Raw genomic sequence first — 17302 nt, 5'->3', positions numbered from 1 at the left:
TTGCTCCTCGGCTTCGGTAGGCCGTCCGAATACCCCGGTGAGGGTGGTCTATCCCTCACGCCACTGGTCGGTTGTCAGGTGCGAGCCGGCCTGCGGGCCCATCAGCAGCATCCCGCCGTCGACGACCCAGGACGAGCCGGTGACGTACGCGGCCGCCGGCCCCGCCAGCATCGCGACCACCGCCGCCACCTCGTTGGCGTCGCCCGGCCGGCCGGCCGGGATGCCGGGCCGGTCCACGGTGAACGGGTCGACGTCGTCGTTGCCGGTCATCGGCGTGGCGATCTCGCCCGGCGCCACCGCGTTGACGGTGATGCCGTGGCTCGCCAGCTCCTGCGCCATCACCTTGGTCAGCAGCCCGAGGCCGCCCTTGGCCGCGCAGTACGCGCCGGAGCCCACCCGCGGGGCGTGCTCGTGCACGCTGGTGATGTTGATGATCCGCCCGCCCCGGCCGGCGGCGGACATCCGGCGGGCGGCCCGCTGCGCGCAGAGGAACGGCCCGTCCAGGTCGACCGCGAGTACTTCGCGCCACTGCTCGTACCCGGTGTCGAGTACCGGCGTCGAGATGCCCGTGCCGGCGCAGTTGACCAGCACACCCAAACCGCCCAGGGCGTCGGCGAGCTCGTCCACCACGTCCGCCGCCCCCGGCAGCTCCGTCAGGTCGAGGCGGCGCAGCTCGGCGCGGCGCCCGGCCGCCCGTACCTTCTCGGCCGTGGCCTTGGCCCCGCTGTCGTCGGACCGGTAGGTGACGCCCACGTCGAACCCGCCCCGGGCCAGGGCGACAGCTATCGCCTCGCCGATTCCGGAGTCCGATCCCGTCACCACCGCAACCCTGTCGTATCCGTCATATCGCCTGGTCATGGCCCGGCGGATACCCCGTCGGCGGGCCGGTATTCATGTCATTCGACTTATCCGATTCCCAGGCCTCGCATATCGGCCGGACAACTTCCGAAAATAGTTTTCTCTCTGCAAGCGCCGCACGGCGGAAAACAAGAGAAAGGGCATGAGTCATGCCGTTCAACAACATCCTCCCGAAGAAGCGCGAAGAGCTCCCCCGCCCGCCGGCCGAGCTGAAGAAGAAGGACAAGAAGAAGAAGTCCGGGCCGCGTCGCGACGGGAACTGACGGAGTGGGGCCGGTCGGCAGGGCCGGCCCCCACCCCCTGATGAGCAGGAGAGCGGAAATGAACGGGTGGCCGACGATCAGGCGGTTCTGGCCGCTGGTGGCCGCCGACCGCAAGCTGGTCCTCCTGGGCGGCTCGCTCGCCGTCCTCGCGGCCGCGGCCGAAGTGGCCGCCGTGTATCTGTTCGGCGTCATCACCGACGACGTGCTGGCGGCCGGCGACATCCACGCATTCTGGAAACCGGCGATATCGTGGCTCGTCATCGCTGTCGCGGGCGCGGCCGCCTCATTTTCCGCCGGCCTTCTGGTCACCCTCGCCGGCGAACGATTCCTGTTGCGATTACGCGGCCGCATGTTCGCGCACGCGCAGCGCGTTCCGCTCGATTTCCTCGACCAGAGCCGCCTCGGCGACCTGATGACCCGGTTCACCGACGACCTCGAATCGGTCGAGGGTTTCGTCGTGTCCGGCCTGGTCCGCACGGCCACGGCGGCGGTCAGCGTCATCGCCTTCGCCACGGCCGCCCTTCTCGTACGGTGGGACCTCGCCCTCGCCTCGTTCGCCCTCGCGCCGCTGTTCCTGGTGGTGTCCCGGGCCATCGGCGGCCGCTTCCAGGCGGCCGCGGCCGAGGAGCGGGCCGGCAACGGCGGCATCGCCACGGTGGTCGAGGAAAGCCTTTCCAACCAGGCGGTGGTACGCGCGTACAACCGCCAGGAAGCCGAGCAGGACCGCCTGCACCGGCAGGGCCTGGTGTGGTTGCGGGCGCGGATGGCCGAGACCCGGCTGGGATCGCTGTACGGTCCACTGGTCGGTGTGGTCGAGACCATCTGTGTGCTGACCGTGCTGGGCCTGGGCGCCTGGGAACTGTCGGCCGGCCGGGTCAGCCTCGGCGGCCTGCTGTCGTTCGCGGGCTACCTCGGCTACCTGTACCCGCCGATGCAGACGCTGGGCCAGTTCCCGCTCGGCGCGGCCGAGGCGGCCGCCGCGGTGGAACGCCTGGACGACCTGCTGCGCGTCCAGCCCGCGCCCGTTTCCTCGTCCGAGGCCGGCTGGGCGGACGAGAACTGGCGGGCCCGGGGCCGGGTGGACGTCGACGGTGTCGAATTCAGTTATCCGCGAGCGAAAGGTCCGGCCCTCCGGGGCCTGTCGTTCACGGCGCATCCCGGCGACGTGGTGCTGCTGGCCGGCCCGAGCGGGTCCGGCAAGTCCACCGTGACGAAGCTGCTGCTGCGCTTCCACGACCCGACGGCCGGCCGGATCCTGCTCGACGGTGTCGACATCCGGCGCCTGCCGCTGCGCACGCTGCGCGCCAACGTCACCCTGCTGCACCAGGAGAGCCAGCTCTTCGCCGGCAGCCTCTACGACAACATCGCGTACGGCCGCCCCTCGGCGACCCCCGAGGAGGTGGAGGCGGCCGCCCGGGCCGCCGACGCGCACGATTTCATCGCCGCGCTGCCCGAGGGCTACCGTACCGACGTGGGCCACCGCGGCCGCCTGCTCTCCGGCGGCCAGCGCCAGCGGATAGCCATCGCCCGCGCCCTGCTGCGCGACACACCGGTCCTGATCCTGGACGAGCCCACCACCGGCTTGGACCGCGACTCGGCGGCCCGCGTCATGACCCCGCTACGCCGCCTGATGACCGGCCGCACCACCATCCTGATCACCCACGACACCCACCTCGACCTTTCACCGACCCGGGTGGTCCCCGTCGCCCCACACCCGGACGAGAAGCCCTCCGCGCCTTCACCTGCGACGCCCTGAGCGCCTTCACCTGCGACGCCCTGAGCGCCTTCACCGGCTACGTCTTCCGCGCCTTCACCGGCCACGCTCTCCGCGCCTTCACCGGCCACGCTCTCCGCGCCTTCACCGGCCACGCTCTCCCCGCCGTCACCGGCCACGCCGTAGGTGTCATCTTTTTCGGCCGCGCCGAGCGCATCGCCTCTCCCCAGCGCGCCGAGCGAATCGCCTCCCGGAACCTCGCCCTGCGCCGTAGCAGCGGGAGAGTCCATACACCCGGACGTTGTGGGTCTCTCCACTCATGTGGAGGTGGGACAGTGAGTCAAACCTTCCGGGCGAAGTCCGGCACCGGCGCAGTCCGGTTCGTTGAGGGCGCAGTTCCTTCGGCTCAGCGGGCCGCCTGCCGAGCCGGTAGCAGCGAGCCCGCGCCCTGCTCCCGACGCGGTGAATTCGCCATTTCATAGTGATTTACCGTATAAATCCAGGAGCGGTGGTTCGGCTCATCCGGTCCGCTGATGTGCCCGCGCGGGCACATCACGGTCGCGTTCCCCAACAGCGGCTTGCGGCCGGGATGCCCACCCGTGCGGGCCTGGCCGGTGCGCCGACCCGTCCGGAAACGCCGGGCGCGCCGACCCCTCCGCCCAGAGCCGAGACCCGCGCCGACCCTTCCGCCCAGAGCCGAGACCCGCGCCGACCCCTCGGCCCAGAGCCGGAGACCCGCGCCGCCCCCTCGGGCCAGAGCCGAGACCCGCGGATGGGCCGAGCGCGCCGACCCCTCCGTTCAGAGCGGAGACCCGCGCCGCCCCCTCGGGCCAGAGCCGAGACCCGCGCCGATGGGCCGGGTGGGGCGGTGGATGCCGCGCCGGCCGCCGCGGTGCCGGGGAGGCGCCACCTCGGCCGGGCGCGGGTTCCCGCCGGCCGCGGTTCAGTTGGTCAGGCGGGGAACGCTGGCCAGGAGCTTGCGGGTGTACGGATGGGACGGCGCTCCCAGGACCTGGGACGTGTCGCCCTGTTCGACCAGGCGGCCGTGTTCCAGGACGGCCGTGTGCCGGCACAGCTCGGCCACCACGCCCAGGTCGTGGGAGACCAGCATGATGGTGAGGTCCCGTTCGGCGCAGAGCGACGCCAGCAGGTCGACGATGCGGACGCGGGTGGTCAGGTCGAGGGCGCTGACCGGCTCGTCGGCCAGCAGGACCTTCGGGTCGCAAACGATGGCGCGGGCGATGGCGATCCGCTGCCGCTGGCCACCGGAGAACTCGTGCGGGTAGCGGCCGGCCGTGTCGGCCGGCAGGCCCACCGCGTCGAGGGCCTGGGCCACCCGGGCCGGGTCGGCGCCCAGGCCGAGACCGCGCAGGGGCTCGGCCACGATCCGGCCGATCTTGTGGCGGGGGTCGAGGGACGAGTACGGGTCCTGGAAGACCGCCTGGACGGAACGCCGGTACTCCCGCAGCCGTCCCCGGGTCAGCGGCCGGCCGCCGAACGTGATGGTGCCGGTCGTGGGCTGGGCCAGCCCGAGCAGCAGCCGCAACAGCGTGCTCTTGCCGGCCCCCGACTCGCCGACCAGCGCGACGTTGCGGCCGGCCTGCACCGCCAGCGACACGTCAGTCAGCGCCGGCGTGCCGCCGCGATACGAGAACCCGACGGCCTCGGCGGCGAGCAGAGACGAGGCGCCCGTGGACGCCGCGGAGATGGACGGGTGGGAAGAGTCAGTCACGGGCGGTCCGCTCCAGGGCGGCGTCGAAGCGGCGGGCGCTGTCGACGAGGGTTCGGGTGTACGGGTGTTCGGGGGCGGCTATCAGCGAGGAGATCGGGCCGGATTCGACGATGCGGCCGTTCCGCATGACGTGGGTGTCGTGGATGACCCGGGCCGCTACCGGCAGATCGTGGGTGATGAAGACCAGCGCCGTGCCGTGGGCGGTCGCCAGGCGGTCGAGCAGGTCGAGGATTTCCGCCTGTACGGTCACGTCGAGCGCGGTCGTCGGCTCGTCGGCGATCAGCAGGCGGGGGCGGCAGGCGATCGCCATCGCGATGGCCACCCGCTGGCGCTGGCCGCCGGAGAGCTGGTGCGGGTACGAGCGGGCGATCCGGTCGGTGTCGTCGAGCAGCACCTCTCGCAACGCCGCGTGCACGGCTTCGCGCAGCGCGGCGCCGCGCAGGCCACGGACGCGGCGCAGCGGCTCGGCGATCTGGCGGCCGGCGCGCATCAGCGGGTTCAGCGCGGTCAGCGGCTCCTGGAAGACGATCGCCGCCACCGGGCCGCGTACCGCCGTCCGCTGCCGTTCGGGCGCGCCGATCATGTCGACCCCGTCCAGGCGTACCTCTCCCGTCGCGGTCAGTCCCGGCGGCAGCAGGCCGGTGACCGCGAGGGCGGTCAGGGACTTGCCCGACCCGGACTCGCCGATCAGGCCGACCCGGTCGCCCTGGCCGACGGTGAACGAGACGTCGTCGACCAGCGTGGTGCCGCCGCTGCGGACGGTCAGCCCGGAAACGGAGAGCAGAGCCATCAGTCCTCCCGTCGATCGGAGCCGGTGGTGCGGGCGAGGGCGGGGTCGACGACCTCGGTGTAGTCGGCCAGTTCGAAAACGTCGACTGCGGCGCGGCCCCGGCGGCGTGTGGGGTCGGTCAGGTCGCGCAGGCCGTCGGCGGTCAGGTTCATGCCGATCACCAGGACGACCAGGGCGATACCGGGAGCCAGCGCGGCCACCGGTGAGGTCAGCACGGTGGCCTGGGCCTCGTACAGCATGCGGCCCCAGGAAGCGTTCGGCGGGGGCGTGCCCAGGCCCAGGTACGACAGGCTCGCCTCGGCCAGGACCGCCAGGCCCGCCTGCAGGGCCAGGTTCACCATCACGACCGGGCCGATGTTCGGCATGATGTGGCTGGCCACGATGCGTGGCCAGGACACGCCGGCGACGCGGGCCGCGGTGATGTAGTCGCGGGCCAGCACCTGCTTCACCAGCACCCGGACGAGCCGGGCCACGATCGCCGCCATGGCCAGGCCGATGGCCAGGATCGCGGTGCCCAGCGACGCGCCCGTGCCGGCCACGATGAGCATCGCCAGCAGCAGGGTCGGGAACGCGATCAGGATGTCCAGCACCACCGCGAAGGCGTCGTCGAGCCAGTGCGTCGCGAACCCCGCGAGCAGCCCGGCGCTCACCCCGAGCACGCCGCCCACCGCGACCGCGCCCAGCGCCGTGCCGATCGCGATCCGGCCGCCGATGAGCAGCTGCGTGAACAGGTCCCGGCCCAGCTTGTCGGTGCCCAGCAGGTGGTCGCCGCCGGGCGGCATGAGCCGGCCGCCTGACGTGTCGTCGGGCGGGAACGGCAGCCAGACGTACGACACCAGCACCGCGCCGACCACGATGAGCACCAGTACGAGCCCGATGACCAGGTGAAGGGAACGACGGTTCACGAGGCGCTCCGATGCAGCAGGCGGGGGTCGACCAGGCGCTGCGACACGTCGCCGAGGAAGCCGACCACCAGCACGGTCGCGGTGCTGACCAGCATCACGCCCTGGATGACCGGGAAGTCGTGCTCGCCGATGGCCTTGACCAGCAGGCCGCCCAGGCCGGGCAGCGCGAACACGCTCTCCACGACCACCGCCCCCAGGAACGTCGTCGCCAGCTCCATGGCGAGCACCGCGATGACCGGCACGGCCGCGTTGCGCAGCCCGTGCCGCCACAGGGCGCGCGCGGGGGAGGAGCCGAGCGACCGGGCCGTACGCAGGTAGTCGGCGCCCTTGACCTCGAGGACGGCCGCCCGGACGTACCGGATGAGAGACGCCGACATGACCAGCGCGACCGTGACGACCGGCAGGATCAGTGACTCGACGGCCGTACCGAAGTCGTTCCAGCCGTCCGGCGGGAAGCCACCGGCCGGAAGGACCTGGAGCTTCAAGGCGAACACGGTGACCAGCAGCAGCCCCACCCAGAAGGCGGGAACCGCGATGCCGAACTGGGCCACCGCGTTCAGCACCACCCCGTACCACCGATCGGCCCGGACCGCGGCCAGCGTGCCCACCGGCACCGCCACCACGACCGCGAGCACGAACGCGGCCAGCGTCAGCGGCACCGTGACCGGCAGCCGGGCCGCGATCTCCGGCGCCACCGGCAGCTTGCTGATCAGCGAGGTGCCGAGGTCGCCCGTGAACAGGTCGCCGAGCCAGGTGAGGAACTGCTTCAGCAGCGGTTCGTTCGTGCCCAGCTCCCGCCGGGCGGCCTCGATCTGCTCGGGCGTCGCGCCCACCGGGAGCAGCGCGTTGGCCGGGTCGCCCGGCAGGAGCCGCAGCAGCACGAACAGGGCCACCGCGGCGAGGAACAGCGATCCGAGCAGGATCGCCGTCCGTCGCAGCAGGTAGCCGGTCATCAGCTCTTGACGATGTCGTACGCCGGGAACTGCGCGTTCAGGCCGTTGAGGGGGTAGCCGGACAGCTTCGTCGAGGCCACCACGATCTGCGGGTACAGGTACAGCCAGTCGCTCGCCGCGTCGGTGGCGATCTGCTTGTTGGCCTGCTTCAGCAGAGCGGTCTGCTCGTCGGTGGTCTTGGCCTGCTCAGCCTGGTTGATCCACGCCGTGACCTGCTTGTTGTCGTAGCCCCAGTAGAAGGTGGGGTCGCCGTACCAGACCACGTCCCGATCGTTGACGTGCTCCTGCATCGTCGCCTGGAAGTCACGCTTCTGGTAGACCTTCGTGTACCACTGGTCGGCCGTGATCGTGTTGATGTTCACCGTGACGCCGACCTTCGCGAGCTCCGACTTGATGAAGGTCGCCGCGGTCGGGTGCGGGTCGTAGTTCGGCGTGTCCAGGGTGAAGGTGAAGCCGTTCGGGAAGCCGGCCGCGGCCAGCTTGGCCTTGGCCGCGTTCACGTCGTACGCGTTGACCGAGGTCAGGTCCTCGTACCACGGGTCGGTGGGCGGGACCATGGAGCCGATCACCGTGCCGTACTCGCCCCAGATGCTGTTCAGCAGCTTCTTCTTGTCGATGGCCTGGGTGATCGCCTGGCGCACCTCGGCCTTGTCGAACGGCGCGACCTTGTCGTTGAAGGCCAGCAGCAGCTTGGTCGTCGACTTGCCGTCGTTCACCTTGTACGAGGAGTTGTTCTTGAACTGGGCCAGCGCGTCCGGGCTCTGCTCGCTGGTGACGACGTCGACCGCGTTGGTGAGCAGCGCGTTGTTCAGCGCCGTGGCGTCCGTGTAGTAGTGGAAGACCACGCCGGCGTTCTTGGCGGGCGTACCCCAGTAGCCGTCGAACTTCGTCAGCGACAGCGTCGAGCCGCGCTTCCACTCGCCCAGCTTGTACGGGCCGGTGCCGTCGGCCTTGGTCGCGTAGTCGGACGCGGCCGAGTTGACGATCCAGACGTAGCTGAGGTTGTAGACGAACGAGATGGACCGCTTGGACAGCGTGACCACCACCGTCGCGTCGTCGGGGGTGGTGATGCTCTTGACGACCTCGAGGTTGCTCTTGCGGGCCGACTTGGAGTTCTCGGCGGTGACCCGCTCGATGCTCGCCTTGACGTCGGCCGAGGTGAGCGCCTTGCCGGACTGGAACTTGACGTTCGGCTGAAGGGTGAACGTGTAGGTGAGGCCGTCGTCGCTCACCTTCTGGCTCTTGGCCAGCAGCGGCTCGACCTTGCCGTCGTCGGTGAGCTTGTACAGGCCCTCGTACACGTTGCCGTTGAGCGCCTCGGTCACGCCCTGGCCGCCGCCGGCGGTGTTGTCCAGGTTCTGCGGCTCATAGACCGACCCGACCTGGATGGTGGCGGCGGCGTCCGATTTGCCGGTGGAGGAGGTGGAACCGCTGCCGCAAGCGGCCACCACACTCAGCGCGGTGACCGCCGCCAGCGAGGCCAGAAGCCTTCTCATACTTCGTATCCATTCTTGAACAGAGGGAGTTTCTCGCCGGCGTGGACCGGGACGGCGATGCGGTTCTGCGGTGGCGGCATCGGGCAGTTGTAGGCCGCGGAGAACCCGCACGGCGGCACGAACGCCTGGTTGAAGTCGAGGGTGATCTTGTTGGTGCCCGGCGTCAGCGTGGGGAACAGGAAACGGCCGGAATGGTAGGTGTCGACGCCGTTGGTGGGGTCGCCGAAGACCAGCAGGAGCGTGCCCTCGTCGTCGAAGGCGCTCAGGTTGTAGTCGCGGCCGGCGATGGTGAGGTGAATATCACCCGGCACCGGAAGATCGCGCGTTCGGCCCTCGTCGCGGGCGTGTTCAAAGGGCAGATACCGCGCTCCGGGCACCTCGGTCCAGGTGCCCTCAAGCACCCAGTCCTGCGCATATGGGTACGCCTCGATGCCTGCGAAGGCACGGATCGCGGGGGAGTCGGCATCCCAGAGGCGGACGCCGCGCTGCTCGATGCCCGTGATCAAATCACGGCGGGCCAGCGTGCTGGCGGTTACTGTGGGTGGCTGGCCCTGGAGGGCCGCGGCTGGGTCGTCGGCGCCCCAGCGGGTCTCGATCAGGGCGAGATTGCCGGTGGGCGCGGTGACCGAGCGCTCCCGCGCCTGTCGCCACGCAGCGTATTCGTCTGCCGTCATGGAGGGGCCTCAGCTAGTTGATCATGGGGTGTGCCATCGCAACCCTACATTCCCCATGGGTTTAATAGCACGGTGGGTCTCGTCACGCTCCGCTACGGAATATCACCCGGCGGGACCTCATTTGATCTGAACCTAGGTTGAGGTTTTACAGTTAGGTTCGCCTAACGTCGATCTTGTTAAGGAACCGCGACCATGAACCGCCCTCTGCGGGTTGCCGTCATCGGCGCCGGCCCGGCCGGCATCTACGCCGCCGACCACCTCATCAAGGCCGTCGAGAACGTCACCGTCGACATCTTCGACAAGCTCCCGACCCCCTACGGTCTGATCCGGTACGGCGTCGCGCCGGACCACCCGCGCATCAAGGAGATCATCAAGGCTCTCCACCGGGTGATGGACAACCCGCGGATCCGCTTCATCGGCAACGTCGCCTACGGCGTGGACGTCAAGCCCGAGGAGATGAGCCGCTTCTACGACGCGACGATCATCGCCACCGGCGCCGAGAAGGACCGTGAGCTCGACATTCCCGGCATCGACAAGCTGGGCAGCTACGGCGCCGCCGACTTCGCGTCCTGGTACAACGGGCACCCCGACGTCTCCCGCGACTGGCCGCTCACCGCCCAGAAGGTCGCCGTCATCGGTGCCGGCAACGTCGCCGTCGACGTGGCCCGGATCCTCGCCAAGACGGCCGACGAGCTGCTCGAGACCGAGATCCCGGACAACGTCTACCAGCACCTGAAGAACAGCCCGGTCACCGACGTGCACGTCTTCTCGCGGCGCGGCCCGGCCCAGGTCAAGTTCACCCCGCAGGAGCTGCGCGAGCTCGACCACTCGCCGAACGTCGACGTCATCGTGCACCCCGAGGGCATCGAGTTCGACGAGGGCAGCCTCGAGGCGATGCGCCAGACCCGGCACGTCAAGATGTGCGTGGACATCCTGCAGAACTGGGCCGTCCGTGACCCCCGCGAGGACCGCCCGCGCCGCCTGCACCTGCACTTCCTCCAGGCTCCGGTCGAGGTCCTGGGTGACGGCAAGGTCGAGGGCCTGCGTACGGAGACCCAGGAGCTCACCGGCGACGGCTGGGTCCGCGGCACCGGCGAGTTCACCGACTGGGACGTGCAGGCCGTGTACCGCGCGGTCGGCTACCTCAGCACCGCCCTGCCCGACCTGCCGTTCGACACCAGGACGGGCACCATCCCGCACGAGGCCGGCCGCATCCTCGACCTCGACGGCGAGCACATGCCCGGCATGTACGTGACCGGCTGGATCAAGCGCGGCCCGGTCGGCCTCATCGGCCACACCAAGGGCGACGCCAACGAGACGGTCACCAGCCTGCTGGCCGACGTCGAGAAGCTGCCGACCGCGCCGTCCCGCGAGCACGACGACGTGACGAACTACCTGCGCGGCCGCGGCCTGCCCATCACCACGTGGGAGGGGTGGCAGAAGCTCGACGCGCACGAGATCACCCTCGGCGAGCCGCACGGCCGCCAGCGCATCAAGGTCGTCGCCCGCGACGAGATGACCGACATCTGCAACGGCTAGCTAGTTCGGCGGGCCTTCCCGGTCGACGATCGGAAAGGCCCGCCGCACGTCCGTCAGAAACACCGAGCTTTCCCGGGCGTACGTCGTGACGCCCACCCACAGAGCCGCGAGCGCCGCCTGCACCTGCTCCCGCGGCGTAGCCCTGGCCGTACGCGACCGGCGGCGGACCGTCGACGAGGATTCGCATCGGTCGATCCTGCCTTTCAGCCGCCGCGCCGTGTCCCGTACGCGGCGCGGCTGGCCTCGATCGCCGGCACGTGCTCGATGGCCCACCCGGCGAGGGCCAGCGCCGGCCCGATGAGGCTTTTGCCCATGGCGGTCAGCGCGTACTCGACCCGGGGTGGCACCTCGCCGTACACCGTCCGGGAGACCAGGCCGTCGCGTTCCAGGCGGCGCAACGTCAGCGTCAGCATGCGCTGCGAGATGCCCGGAATCTGATGCTGAAGATCGGTGAAGCGGACCGTGCCCTGATCGAGCGTGGCCACGATCAGCAGCGTCCACTTGTTGCAGATCTGGTCGAGGATCGCGCGCAGCGTCCGGCCGCCGTCGCCGCGGATCACGCACGTGTGCCCGTACTCCGACATGTCACCCCCCAGGCACACGGATGTGCCTTTTGTAAGCCCGTCGAAAGTGCCCCATGATGCCTGATCATGGAGATCGCCTACTGGATCGTCGCCGGGCTGCTCGCCCTGGTCTACCTCTATTCGGGTGGAATGAAGATCGTGCGGAGCCGCGATCAGCTGCGCCCGATGATGGGCTGGGTCGACAGCATTCCACTGCCAGTGACCCGTACGATCGGCGTGCTGGAGGTCCTGGGCGCCGTGGGCCTGATCCTGCCGCCGCTGACCGGCATCCTGTCCGGGCTGGCCGTCGCCGCCGCCGCCGGCCTGGTGCTCGTCCAGGTCGGCGGGATCGTGCTGCACCTCGCGCGCGGCGAGGCCCGGCTGATCGGCTTCAACATCGTGCTTCTGGTGCTCGCCGTCGTGGCGGTCTGGCTCGCGACCGTCTGGGTGTGATCATCTATCGGCATGACCAGGATCGGATTCATGTTCGACCGTGACCGGCAGCCCGAAGAGCTGACCGGCTTCGCCACCGACCTCGAGCGGCTCGGCGCCGACGACTTGTGGGTGATCGAGGACCTCGGCTGGACCGGCTCGATCAGCTCGGCCGCGCTCGCCCTGGCCGCCACCTCCCGGCTGCGGGTGGGCATCGGCATCGCGCCGGTGGCGCTGCGCAACCCGGCGCTGCTCGCCATGGAGGTGGGCAATTTGGCCCGCGTGCACGAGGGCCGGCTGGTGGCGGGCGTCGGCCACGGCGTGCCGGACTGGATGCGCAAGGTCGGCGCCGACCGGACCCGCAAGCTGGCCCTGCTGGAGGAGACGATCGTCGGCACCCGGGGCCTGCTCGCCGGGGAGACCGTGACCCTGCACGGCCAGGAGGTGACGTTGGACGGCATCTCGCTCGTCCATCCGCCGCGTGTGGTCCCGCCCATCGTCACGGGTGTCGTGAAGCCGAAGTCGCTCGAACTGTCGGGTCGCGTGGCCGACGGGACGATTCTGGCCGAGGGCGCCGGACCGGCCGAGATCGCGGCCGCCCTGCAGCACATCGGGCGCGGGCGCGAGTCCGGGGACCGCCCGGCCCACGAGCTGATCGTCTTCACGTACCTGCGTACCGACGACTTCGGCGTCACCCGCGAGATGGTCGAGGGTCAGGCGGCCTGGCTCGGGGTGGATCCGTCGGAGATCTTCTCGCTGATCGGCCCGGCCGGCGAGATCCCCGGCAAGATCGAGGCTTTGCGCGCGGCCGGTGCCGACACGATCGTGCTGCGGCCGCTCGGCCCGGACCCGCTGGCCCAGGCCCGTACGGCCATGGAGGTCATCGGCTCGCGGTAGGCCCGGCCGAGATGCATTGATAGCCATCTATCAATGGCTACGGTGTGTCCTCCACCGGCACCGCCACCCGCATCATCGGCTGGGGCCCGACCTGCCCGACCCGTGGTCGCGGCTCCACCCCGCGAGTGGCCGACGAGCTGGACACGTCCATCGTGGCCGACAGCCGCTGCTGCGGCATCAACGCGGCCTACGAGATCTGCACCAACAACACGAACGGCAACGCCGGCGCCTGCTACGGCGACCTGCCCTCGATCCGCGCGTGGGCGAACACCCAGGTCGGCGGGCTGCCCGCCGCCTAGGTGGTCAGCCCGAACCGCTCCACGATCTCCGGCAGCCACTCCGGCTCGCCGAACCGCAGGCCGTAACGCTCCGCGAGATCGCCGCCGTCGGCGGCCGCCGACGGCCCGGCCGCGATCAGCTCCGCCACCTCGCGGAAGAAGTGTTCGAAGCCGGCCGGGGTGATGATCTCGATCATCCGGGCCGGCTTCGCGCCGGCGTTCCACATCGCGTGCAGCTCGCCGCGCGGCTTGGTGATGTAGCCGCCGGGCCCGAGCACCACCTCCCGGTCGCCCGAGCGGAAGCCGATCTCGCCCTCGGTGACTATCGAGTACTCGTCCTCCCGGGTGTGCAGGTGCGGCGCGACCAGCGCGCCGACCGGGAACGGATGCTCGACGACGGCCAGCTGGCCGCCGGTGTCCTCGCCCCACAACTTGAATTGCACGCCGATGTCGCCGAGGCTGCCCGATGTTCCGCCGCCCGGCGGCACCACCTTCAACGGCGATGGTTCCGATGTCGTCATGCGACGTGCCTACCGCATCCGGGCGCGGTGGGGTACTAGTAATTCGTGCTGAGGGCTATCGAATGGGCTGTGCTGGGAGTCGGTAGCGCGGCCGCCATCCTCTACGGGGTCCGCCGTCACCGGCCGGCCCGGACCGCGCCCTGGCTGCTGCTGGCCGGCGCCATCGGGGCGAGCGCCGCCGGTGACGTGCTGACCGCGGTGGGCCGGCCCGGCGTGGCCGGCGCCTGCTTCTACGCCATGTGCGTGCTGGTCGCCTGCGGCCTGCTGCAACTGACCCGGATCGGTGCCATCCTGGTCGACCGGGCGCGGCTCATCGACCTGCTCGCTCTCGCCTGCTCGGTGCTGCTGGTGGTGTGGGTGTTCGCCGTCGGCGACGCGAGCCGGCTCGGGGACGTCGCCGGGTCGTACGTCATCGGCGCCCTGCTTCTCCTGGCCGTCGTCGTCCGCCTGCGGGCCGCCGTGGGCCGCAACCTCTCGGCCACGCTGCTGGTCGTCGGCGCGGTGGGGGTGCTTGTCAGCGACATCGTGCAGCCGCTGTGGCCGGGCCGGGCCGGCGAGACCGGCTTCGTGGTGCTCTACCTGGCCTGGGGCGCCGCCGCGCTGCATCCGTCGATGGCCCGGCTCACCGAGCCCGCGACGCCGCGCCCGAGCCCGTGGCGCGGGCGCTGGGCGGCGCTGCTGGGCGTTTCGGTGGCCACGCCGCCGGTCGTTCTGCTGGTCGAGGCCGTCGACGGTACGGTCGGCGACGGCGTGGTCATCGCCGTGGCCGGCGCGATCACTCTGCTCCTGACCATCACCCGGCTGACCGACTCGGTGACCCTGAACCGCCAGGCCCTGACCCGCGAGCGCGCCCTGCGGCAGGCGAGCGCCGCGTTGGTCGCCGCCGCCGACACGGCGGCCGTCGACGAGGCCGTCCGCGCCGCGATCGCCGAGCTCATGCCGCCGGACGCCGTCCGCGGCACCGACTTCGCCCTCGACGACCGCCGGATCGCGCGCGAGGCGGTGCCCGGCGCGGGGGCCGGGCCGCCGCATCGCAGCTGGTGGATCGAGGAAGCCGACCACGACTACGCCACGCTGGTCTGCCCGCTCCGCCTGGAACCGCTCGCCGTGGCCCGCCCCGGCGGCGGCGCCCTGATCCTCGAGGGCCGCCGGGACACTCTCACCGCCACCCGCGACAGCCTCGAGGTGCTGGCCGGTCAGGCCGCGCTCGCGCTGGACCGGATCGCCCTGGTCGAGGCGGTCGGCCGCCGCGACAGCGACCTCTATCTGCGCGCGGTCATCCGCAACAGCGCCGACATCATGGTGGTGCTCGACGAGGACCAGCGCATCCGGTACGCCAGCCCCTCACTGCGCGCCCTGCTGGGTGCCGAGGAGCTGCCGCCGCTGGCCGCACTCGACGATCTGGTCCATCCGGACGATCGTCACCAGCTGCGCCGGGCCCTCGGCGGCTCCGGCGACGGGGTGGTGTTCTGCTCGCTGGTGCGGGCCGACGGGAGCCAGGTGCTCATCGAGGCCACGTACCGCGATCTGCGCGAGGACCGCCTGGTGCAGGGCTTCGTCGTCACCATCCGGCATTTAACCCAGGGCCATGAGCTGAAAGCGCGGCTGCGCCATGGCGACCACCTGGACGACCTACCGGCTCGGGTCAACCGGCGCAGCTCGCGACACAAGTTCCGTTACTGAAGCGCCGGCTGGCCGGCCCAGACGTAGACCTGGGGCGCGGTGGCGGCGACCGAGGCGAAGTTGCTGTTGACCGTGCTCGCCTCGCGCGTGTTCGGATAGGCGTTCGTGCACGACACCGGGGCGCTGCTGCCGGACATCAGGTCGGCGCACAGGCCGGTCCGCCGGTCGGGCAGGCCGAGGATGTGGCCGAACTCGTGGGCGGCGATCCGTGGCTGGGAGTAGCCGTCGTTCACGGCTTCGCGGCCCATGTACCAGCGGCCGTTGCCGAGGGAGGTGGTGTAGGTGCGCGGCCAGCCGTTGTCGGCGTACACCCGGATGTTGGGGGTCTGCCCGGACGAGACCGGCACCAGGCGCACGTTGGTGACCCGGCTGTTCCAGATCTGGGCGCCCTGGTCGACGACCGAGCGGAACTCCTGGGCCTGGCTGGCGTCGTAGTAGAGCACCCTGGGCGCGGCGGCGGCGGCCGGTCCGGCGCTGGTGGCCTGGAGCCCGGCGGCGGCGAGCGCGGTGGCGCACAGGGCCGCGGCGATCCGGCGGAGCAGCATGACGTCCTCCTTGAGGGGTTGCGGTGGTTCGAGCGTCCCCGCTAAATCGACGTTAATCAATGTCATAGGGCATATCGGCTACGGACTCTGCGCCATGTGATGCCGGTCGGCCCCGGCCGCGATAGCGTGCGAAGAGTTGATCAAAGGAAGGACAGCCACGTTCATGGCGACTCTCGGCAACTCCGGCATCGACGTCTTCCCGCTCTCGCTCGGCGGCAACGTCTTCGGCTGGACCAGCGACAAAGACACGTCATTCGAGGTTCTTGACCAGTACGTCGCGGGCGGCGGCAACTTCGTCGACACCGCCGACGGGTACTCGGCCTGGGCGCCCGGCAACTCCGGTGGCGAGTCCGAGACGATCATCGGGGAGTGGCTGCGCTCGCGCGGCAACCGCGACCGGATCGTCGTCGCCACCAAGGTCAGTCAGCACCCGCAGTTCCGCGGCCTGTCGGCGAGCAACATCGCGGCCGCGGCGGACGCCTCTCTGGGCCGGCTCGGTGTCGAGCACATCGATCTGTACTACGCGCACTACGACGACCAGGCGACCCCGCTGACCGAGACCGCGGCCGCGTTCGACGCGCTGGTCCGCGCGGGCAAGGTCCGCGCCATCGCGGTCTCCAACTACACCGGCGCCCGCATCCGCGAGTGGATCGACATCGCCCGCCGCGAGGGCTTCGCCCGGCCGGTGGCCGTGCAGCCGCACTACAACCTGGTCGCCCGGGCGAAGTACGAGGCGGACATCGCACCGGTCGCCGCCGGCGAGAACCTGGCCGTCGTGCCGTACTACGGCCTGGCCGCCGGCTTCCTCACCGGCAAGTACCGCACCGCCGCCGACCTGTCGAAGTCCCCGCGCGGCGGGGGAGCGGCCGACCTGCTCGAGAACGGCGGCCTCGAGGTCGTCGACGCCCTCGACAAGATCGCCCGTGACCGCGGCGCCGAGATCGCCACCGTGGCCCTGGCCTGGCTCCGCGCGCGCCCGCAGGTGGCCGCCCCGATCGCCAGCGCCAGCATCGCCGCCCAGCTGCCGGCACTGCTCGCCTCCGCGAGCTTCGACCTGTCCGCCGACGAGGCCGCCGCCCTCGGCACCGCTTCCGCCAGGTTCGCATAACCGCAGGTCAGCGGTGTGATCCAGCAGTCACTGAGGCGGGAATGCCGGAGCCCCCGGGCTGGTTGTGATGGACGTTCCTTTGGAGGAGATAGCCATGAAGAACGGCATTCACCCGGACTACCACCGCGTCGTCTACCGCGACCGCAACGCTGACTTCGCCTTCCTCACCCGCTCGACGGAGACCAGCAGGAACTCCATCGAGTGGACCGACGGGCAGACCTACCCGGTGATCGACGTTCAGATCTCCTCGGCGAGCCACCCGTTCTGGACGGGGCGCACCCGGGTCCTGGACACCGCCGGGCGCATCGAGAAGTTCCGCGCCAAGTACGCCCGCCACGGCAAGTGACGTGA

Annotated in this window: 17 protein-coding genes and 1 pseudogene; 8 read left to right on the top strand and 10 right to left on the bottom strand. The window is 70.7% G+C overall.

Going from position 1 to position 17302, the window contains the following annotated elements:
• Positions 1–48: 48 nt before the first annotated feature.
• Positions 49–858 carry an SDR family oxidoreductase gene (locus tag ACGFJ7_RS44740; RefSeq protein WP_392648357.1) on the bottom strand — a complete coding sequence of 270 codons (810 nt, stop codon included), beginning with the start codon at positions 856–858 and terminating at the stop codon, positions 49–51.
• 321 nt (positions 859–1179) lie between these two features.
• On the opposite strand from ACGFJ7_RS44740, the gene ACGFJ7_RS44735 reads away from it, so the two are divergent.
• Positions 1180–2877, top strand: coding sequence for an ABC transporter ATP-binding protein (locus tag ACGFJ7_RS44735; RefSeq protein WP_392648355.1), 1698 nt, complete (start codon positions 1180–1182; stop codon positions 2875–2877).
• 901 nt (positions 2878–3778) lie between these two features.
• Here ACGFJ7_RS44735 and ACGFJ7_RS44730 read toward each other — a convergent pair.
• The 6 genes from ACGFJ7_RS44730 to ACGFJ7_RS44705 are packed head-to-tail and all read right to left on the bottom strand — an operon-like array spanning position 3779 to position 9385.
• Positions 3779–4567 carry an ABC transporter ATP-binding protein gene (locus ACGFJ7_RS44730; protein ID WP_392648352.1) on the bottom strand — a complete coding sequence of 263 codons (789 nt, stop codon included), beginning with the start codon at positions 4565–4567 and terminating at the stop codon, positions 3779–3781.
• Positions 4560–5357 (bottom strand): ABC transporter ATP-binding protein, encoded by a 798-nt coding sequence (locus tag ACGFJ7_RS44725; RefSeq protein WP_360257753.1) that lies wholly within the window; start codon positions 5355–5357, stop codon positions 4560–4562. The genes ACGFJ7_RS44730 and ACGFJ7_RS44725 overlap by 8 nt, the downstream gene beginning before the upstream one ends.
• Positions 5357–6262 (bottom strand): ABC transporter permease, encoded by a 906-nt coding sequence (locus ACGFJ7_RS44720; protein ID WP_392648349.1) that lies wholly within the window; start codon positions 6260–6262, stop codon positions 5357–5359. Before ACGFJ7_RS44720 ends, ACGFJ7_RS44725 begins: the two co-directional genes overlap by 1 nt.
• Positions 6259–7215: an ABC transporter permease gene (locus tag ACGFJ7_RS44715; RefSeq protein ID WP_360257757.1), complete on the bottom strand. Its 957-nt coding sequence runs from the start codon at positions 7213–7215 to the stop codon at positions 6259–6261. The genes ACGFJ7_RS44720 and ACGFJ7_RS44715 overlap by 4 nt, the downstream gene beginning before the upstream one ends.
• The gene (locus ACGFJ7_RS44710) at positions 7215–8711 is read right to left on the bottom strand and encodes an ABC transporter substrate-binding protein (RefSeq protein ID WP_360257760.1); all 1497 of its coding nucleotides are present in this window, start codon (positions 8709–8711) and stop codon (positions 7215–7217) included. The genes ACGFJ7_RS44715 and ACGFJ7_RS44710 overlap by 1 nt, the downstream gene beginning before the upstream one ends.
• Complete coding sequence (locus tag ACGFJ7_RS44705; RefSeq protein ID WP_360257763.1) at positions 8708–9385, bottom strand: DUF1684 domain-containing protein; 678 nt, start codon at positions 9383–9385, stop codon at positions 8708–8710. Before ACGFJ7_RS44705 ends, ACGFJ7_RS44710 begins: the two co-directional genes overlap by 4 nt.
• Before the next feature lie 192 nt (positions 9386–9577).
• Here ACGFJ7_RS44705 and ACGFJ7_RS44700 point away from each other — a divergent pair, with 192 nt between their 5' ends.
• On the top strand, positions 9578–10924 hold the full coding sequence (locus ACGFJ7_RS44700; RefSeq protein WP_360257765.1) for an FAD-dependent oxidoreductase: 1347 nt from the start codon (positions 9578–9580) through the stop codon (positions 10922–10924).
• Between the two features lie 203 nt (positions 10925–11127).
• Here the strand turns inward: ACGFJ7_RS44700 and ACGFJ7_RS44695 are convergent, their stop codons facing one another.
• Entirely contained in the window at positions 11128–11508 is a 381-nt protein-coding gene (locus ACGFJ7_RS44695) for a helix-turn-helix domain-containing protein (protein WP_360257768.1), read from the bottom strand.
• Positions 11509–11574: 66 nt separating this feature from the next.
• Here ACGFJ7_RS44695 and ACGFJ7_RS44690 point away from each other — a divergent pair, with 66 nt between their 5' ends.
• The 3 genes and pseudogenes from ACGFJ7_RS44690 to ACGFJ7_RS44680 form a co-directional block, all read left to right on the top strand.
• Complete coding sequence (locus tag ACGFJ7_RS44690) at positions 11575–11940, top strand: DoxX family protein (RefSeq protein WP_360257770.1); 366 nt, start codon at positions 11575–11577, stop codon at positions 11938–11940.
• 12 nt (positions 11941–11952) lie between these two features.
• Positions 11953–12816, top strand: coding sequence for an LLM class flavin-dependent oxidoreductase (locus ACGFJ7_RS44685; RefSeq protein WP_360257773.1), 864 nt, complete (start codon positions 11953–11955; stop codon positions 12814–12816).
• A 56-nt stretch (positions 12817–12872) separates the two neighbouring features.
• Positions 12873–13115 (top strand): annotated as a pseudogene (locus ACGFJ7_RS44680) (peptidase S1); the annotation flags it as partial.
• Here ACGFJ7_RS44680 and ACGFJ7_RS44675 read toward each other — a convergent pair.
• A complete protein-coding gene (locus ACGFJ7_RS44675; RefSeq protein WP_392648344.1) occupies positions 13112–13615 on the bottom strand; it encodes a cupin domain-containing protein in 504 nt (167 codons plus the stop codon). The pseudogene ACGFJ7_RS44680 and the gene ACGFJ7_RS44675 overlap by 4 nt on opposite strands.
• Before the next feature lie 69 nt (positions 13616–13684).
• On the opposite strand from ACGFJ7_RS44675, the gene ACGFJ7_RS44670 reads away from it, so the two are divergent.
• Positions 13685–15298 (top strand): PAS domain S-box protein, encoded by a 1614-nt coding sequence (locus tag ACGFJ7_RS44670; RefSeq protein ID WP_392648342.1) that lies wholly within the window; start codon positions 13685–13687, stop codon positions 15296–15298.
• On the opposite strand, the gene ACGFJ7_RS44665 is transcribed toward ACGFJ7_RS44670, so the two are convergent.
• Positions 15292–15843, bottom strand: coding sequence for a snapalysin family zinc-dependent metalloprotease (locus tag ACGFJ7_RS44665; protein WP_392648340.1), 552 nt, complete (start codon positions 15841–15843; stop codon positions 15292–15294). The genes ACGFJ7_RS44670 and ACGFJ7_RS44665 overlap by 7 nt on opposite strands.
• Positions 15844–16006: 163 nt before the next feature.
• On the opposite strand from ACGFJ7_RS44665, the gene ACGFJ7_RS44660 reads away from it, so the two are divergent.
• Positions 16007–16951 carry an aldo/keto reductase gene (locus ACGFJ7_RS44660; protein ID WP_392648337.1) on the top strand — a complete coding sequence of 315 codons (945 nt, stop codon included), beginning with the start codon at positions 16007–16009 and terminating at the stop codon, positions 16949–16951.
• Positions 16952–17045: 94 nt separating this feature from the next.
• On the top strand, positions 17046–17297 hold the full coding sequence (locus ACGFJ7_RS44655; protein ID WP_097329175.1) for a type B 50S ribosomal protein L31: 252 nt from the start codon (positions 17046–17048) through the stop codon (positions 17295–17297).
• The last annotated feature ends 5 nt before the right edge of the window (positions 17298–17302 follow it).

Source organism: Actinoplanes sp. NPDC048988 (assembly GCF_043197815.1).
Classification (GTDB): Bacteria; Actinomycetota; Actinomycetes; order Mycobacteriales; family Micromonosporaceae; genus Actinoplanes.
The sequence above is the reverse complement of the archived record's forward strand: the minus strand, read 5'-3'. Positions and strand labels throughout refer to the sequence as shown.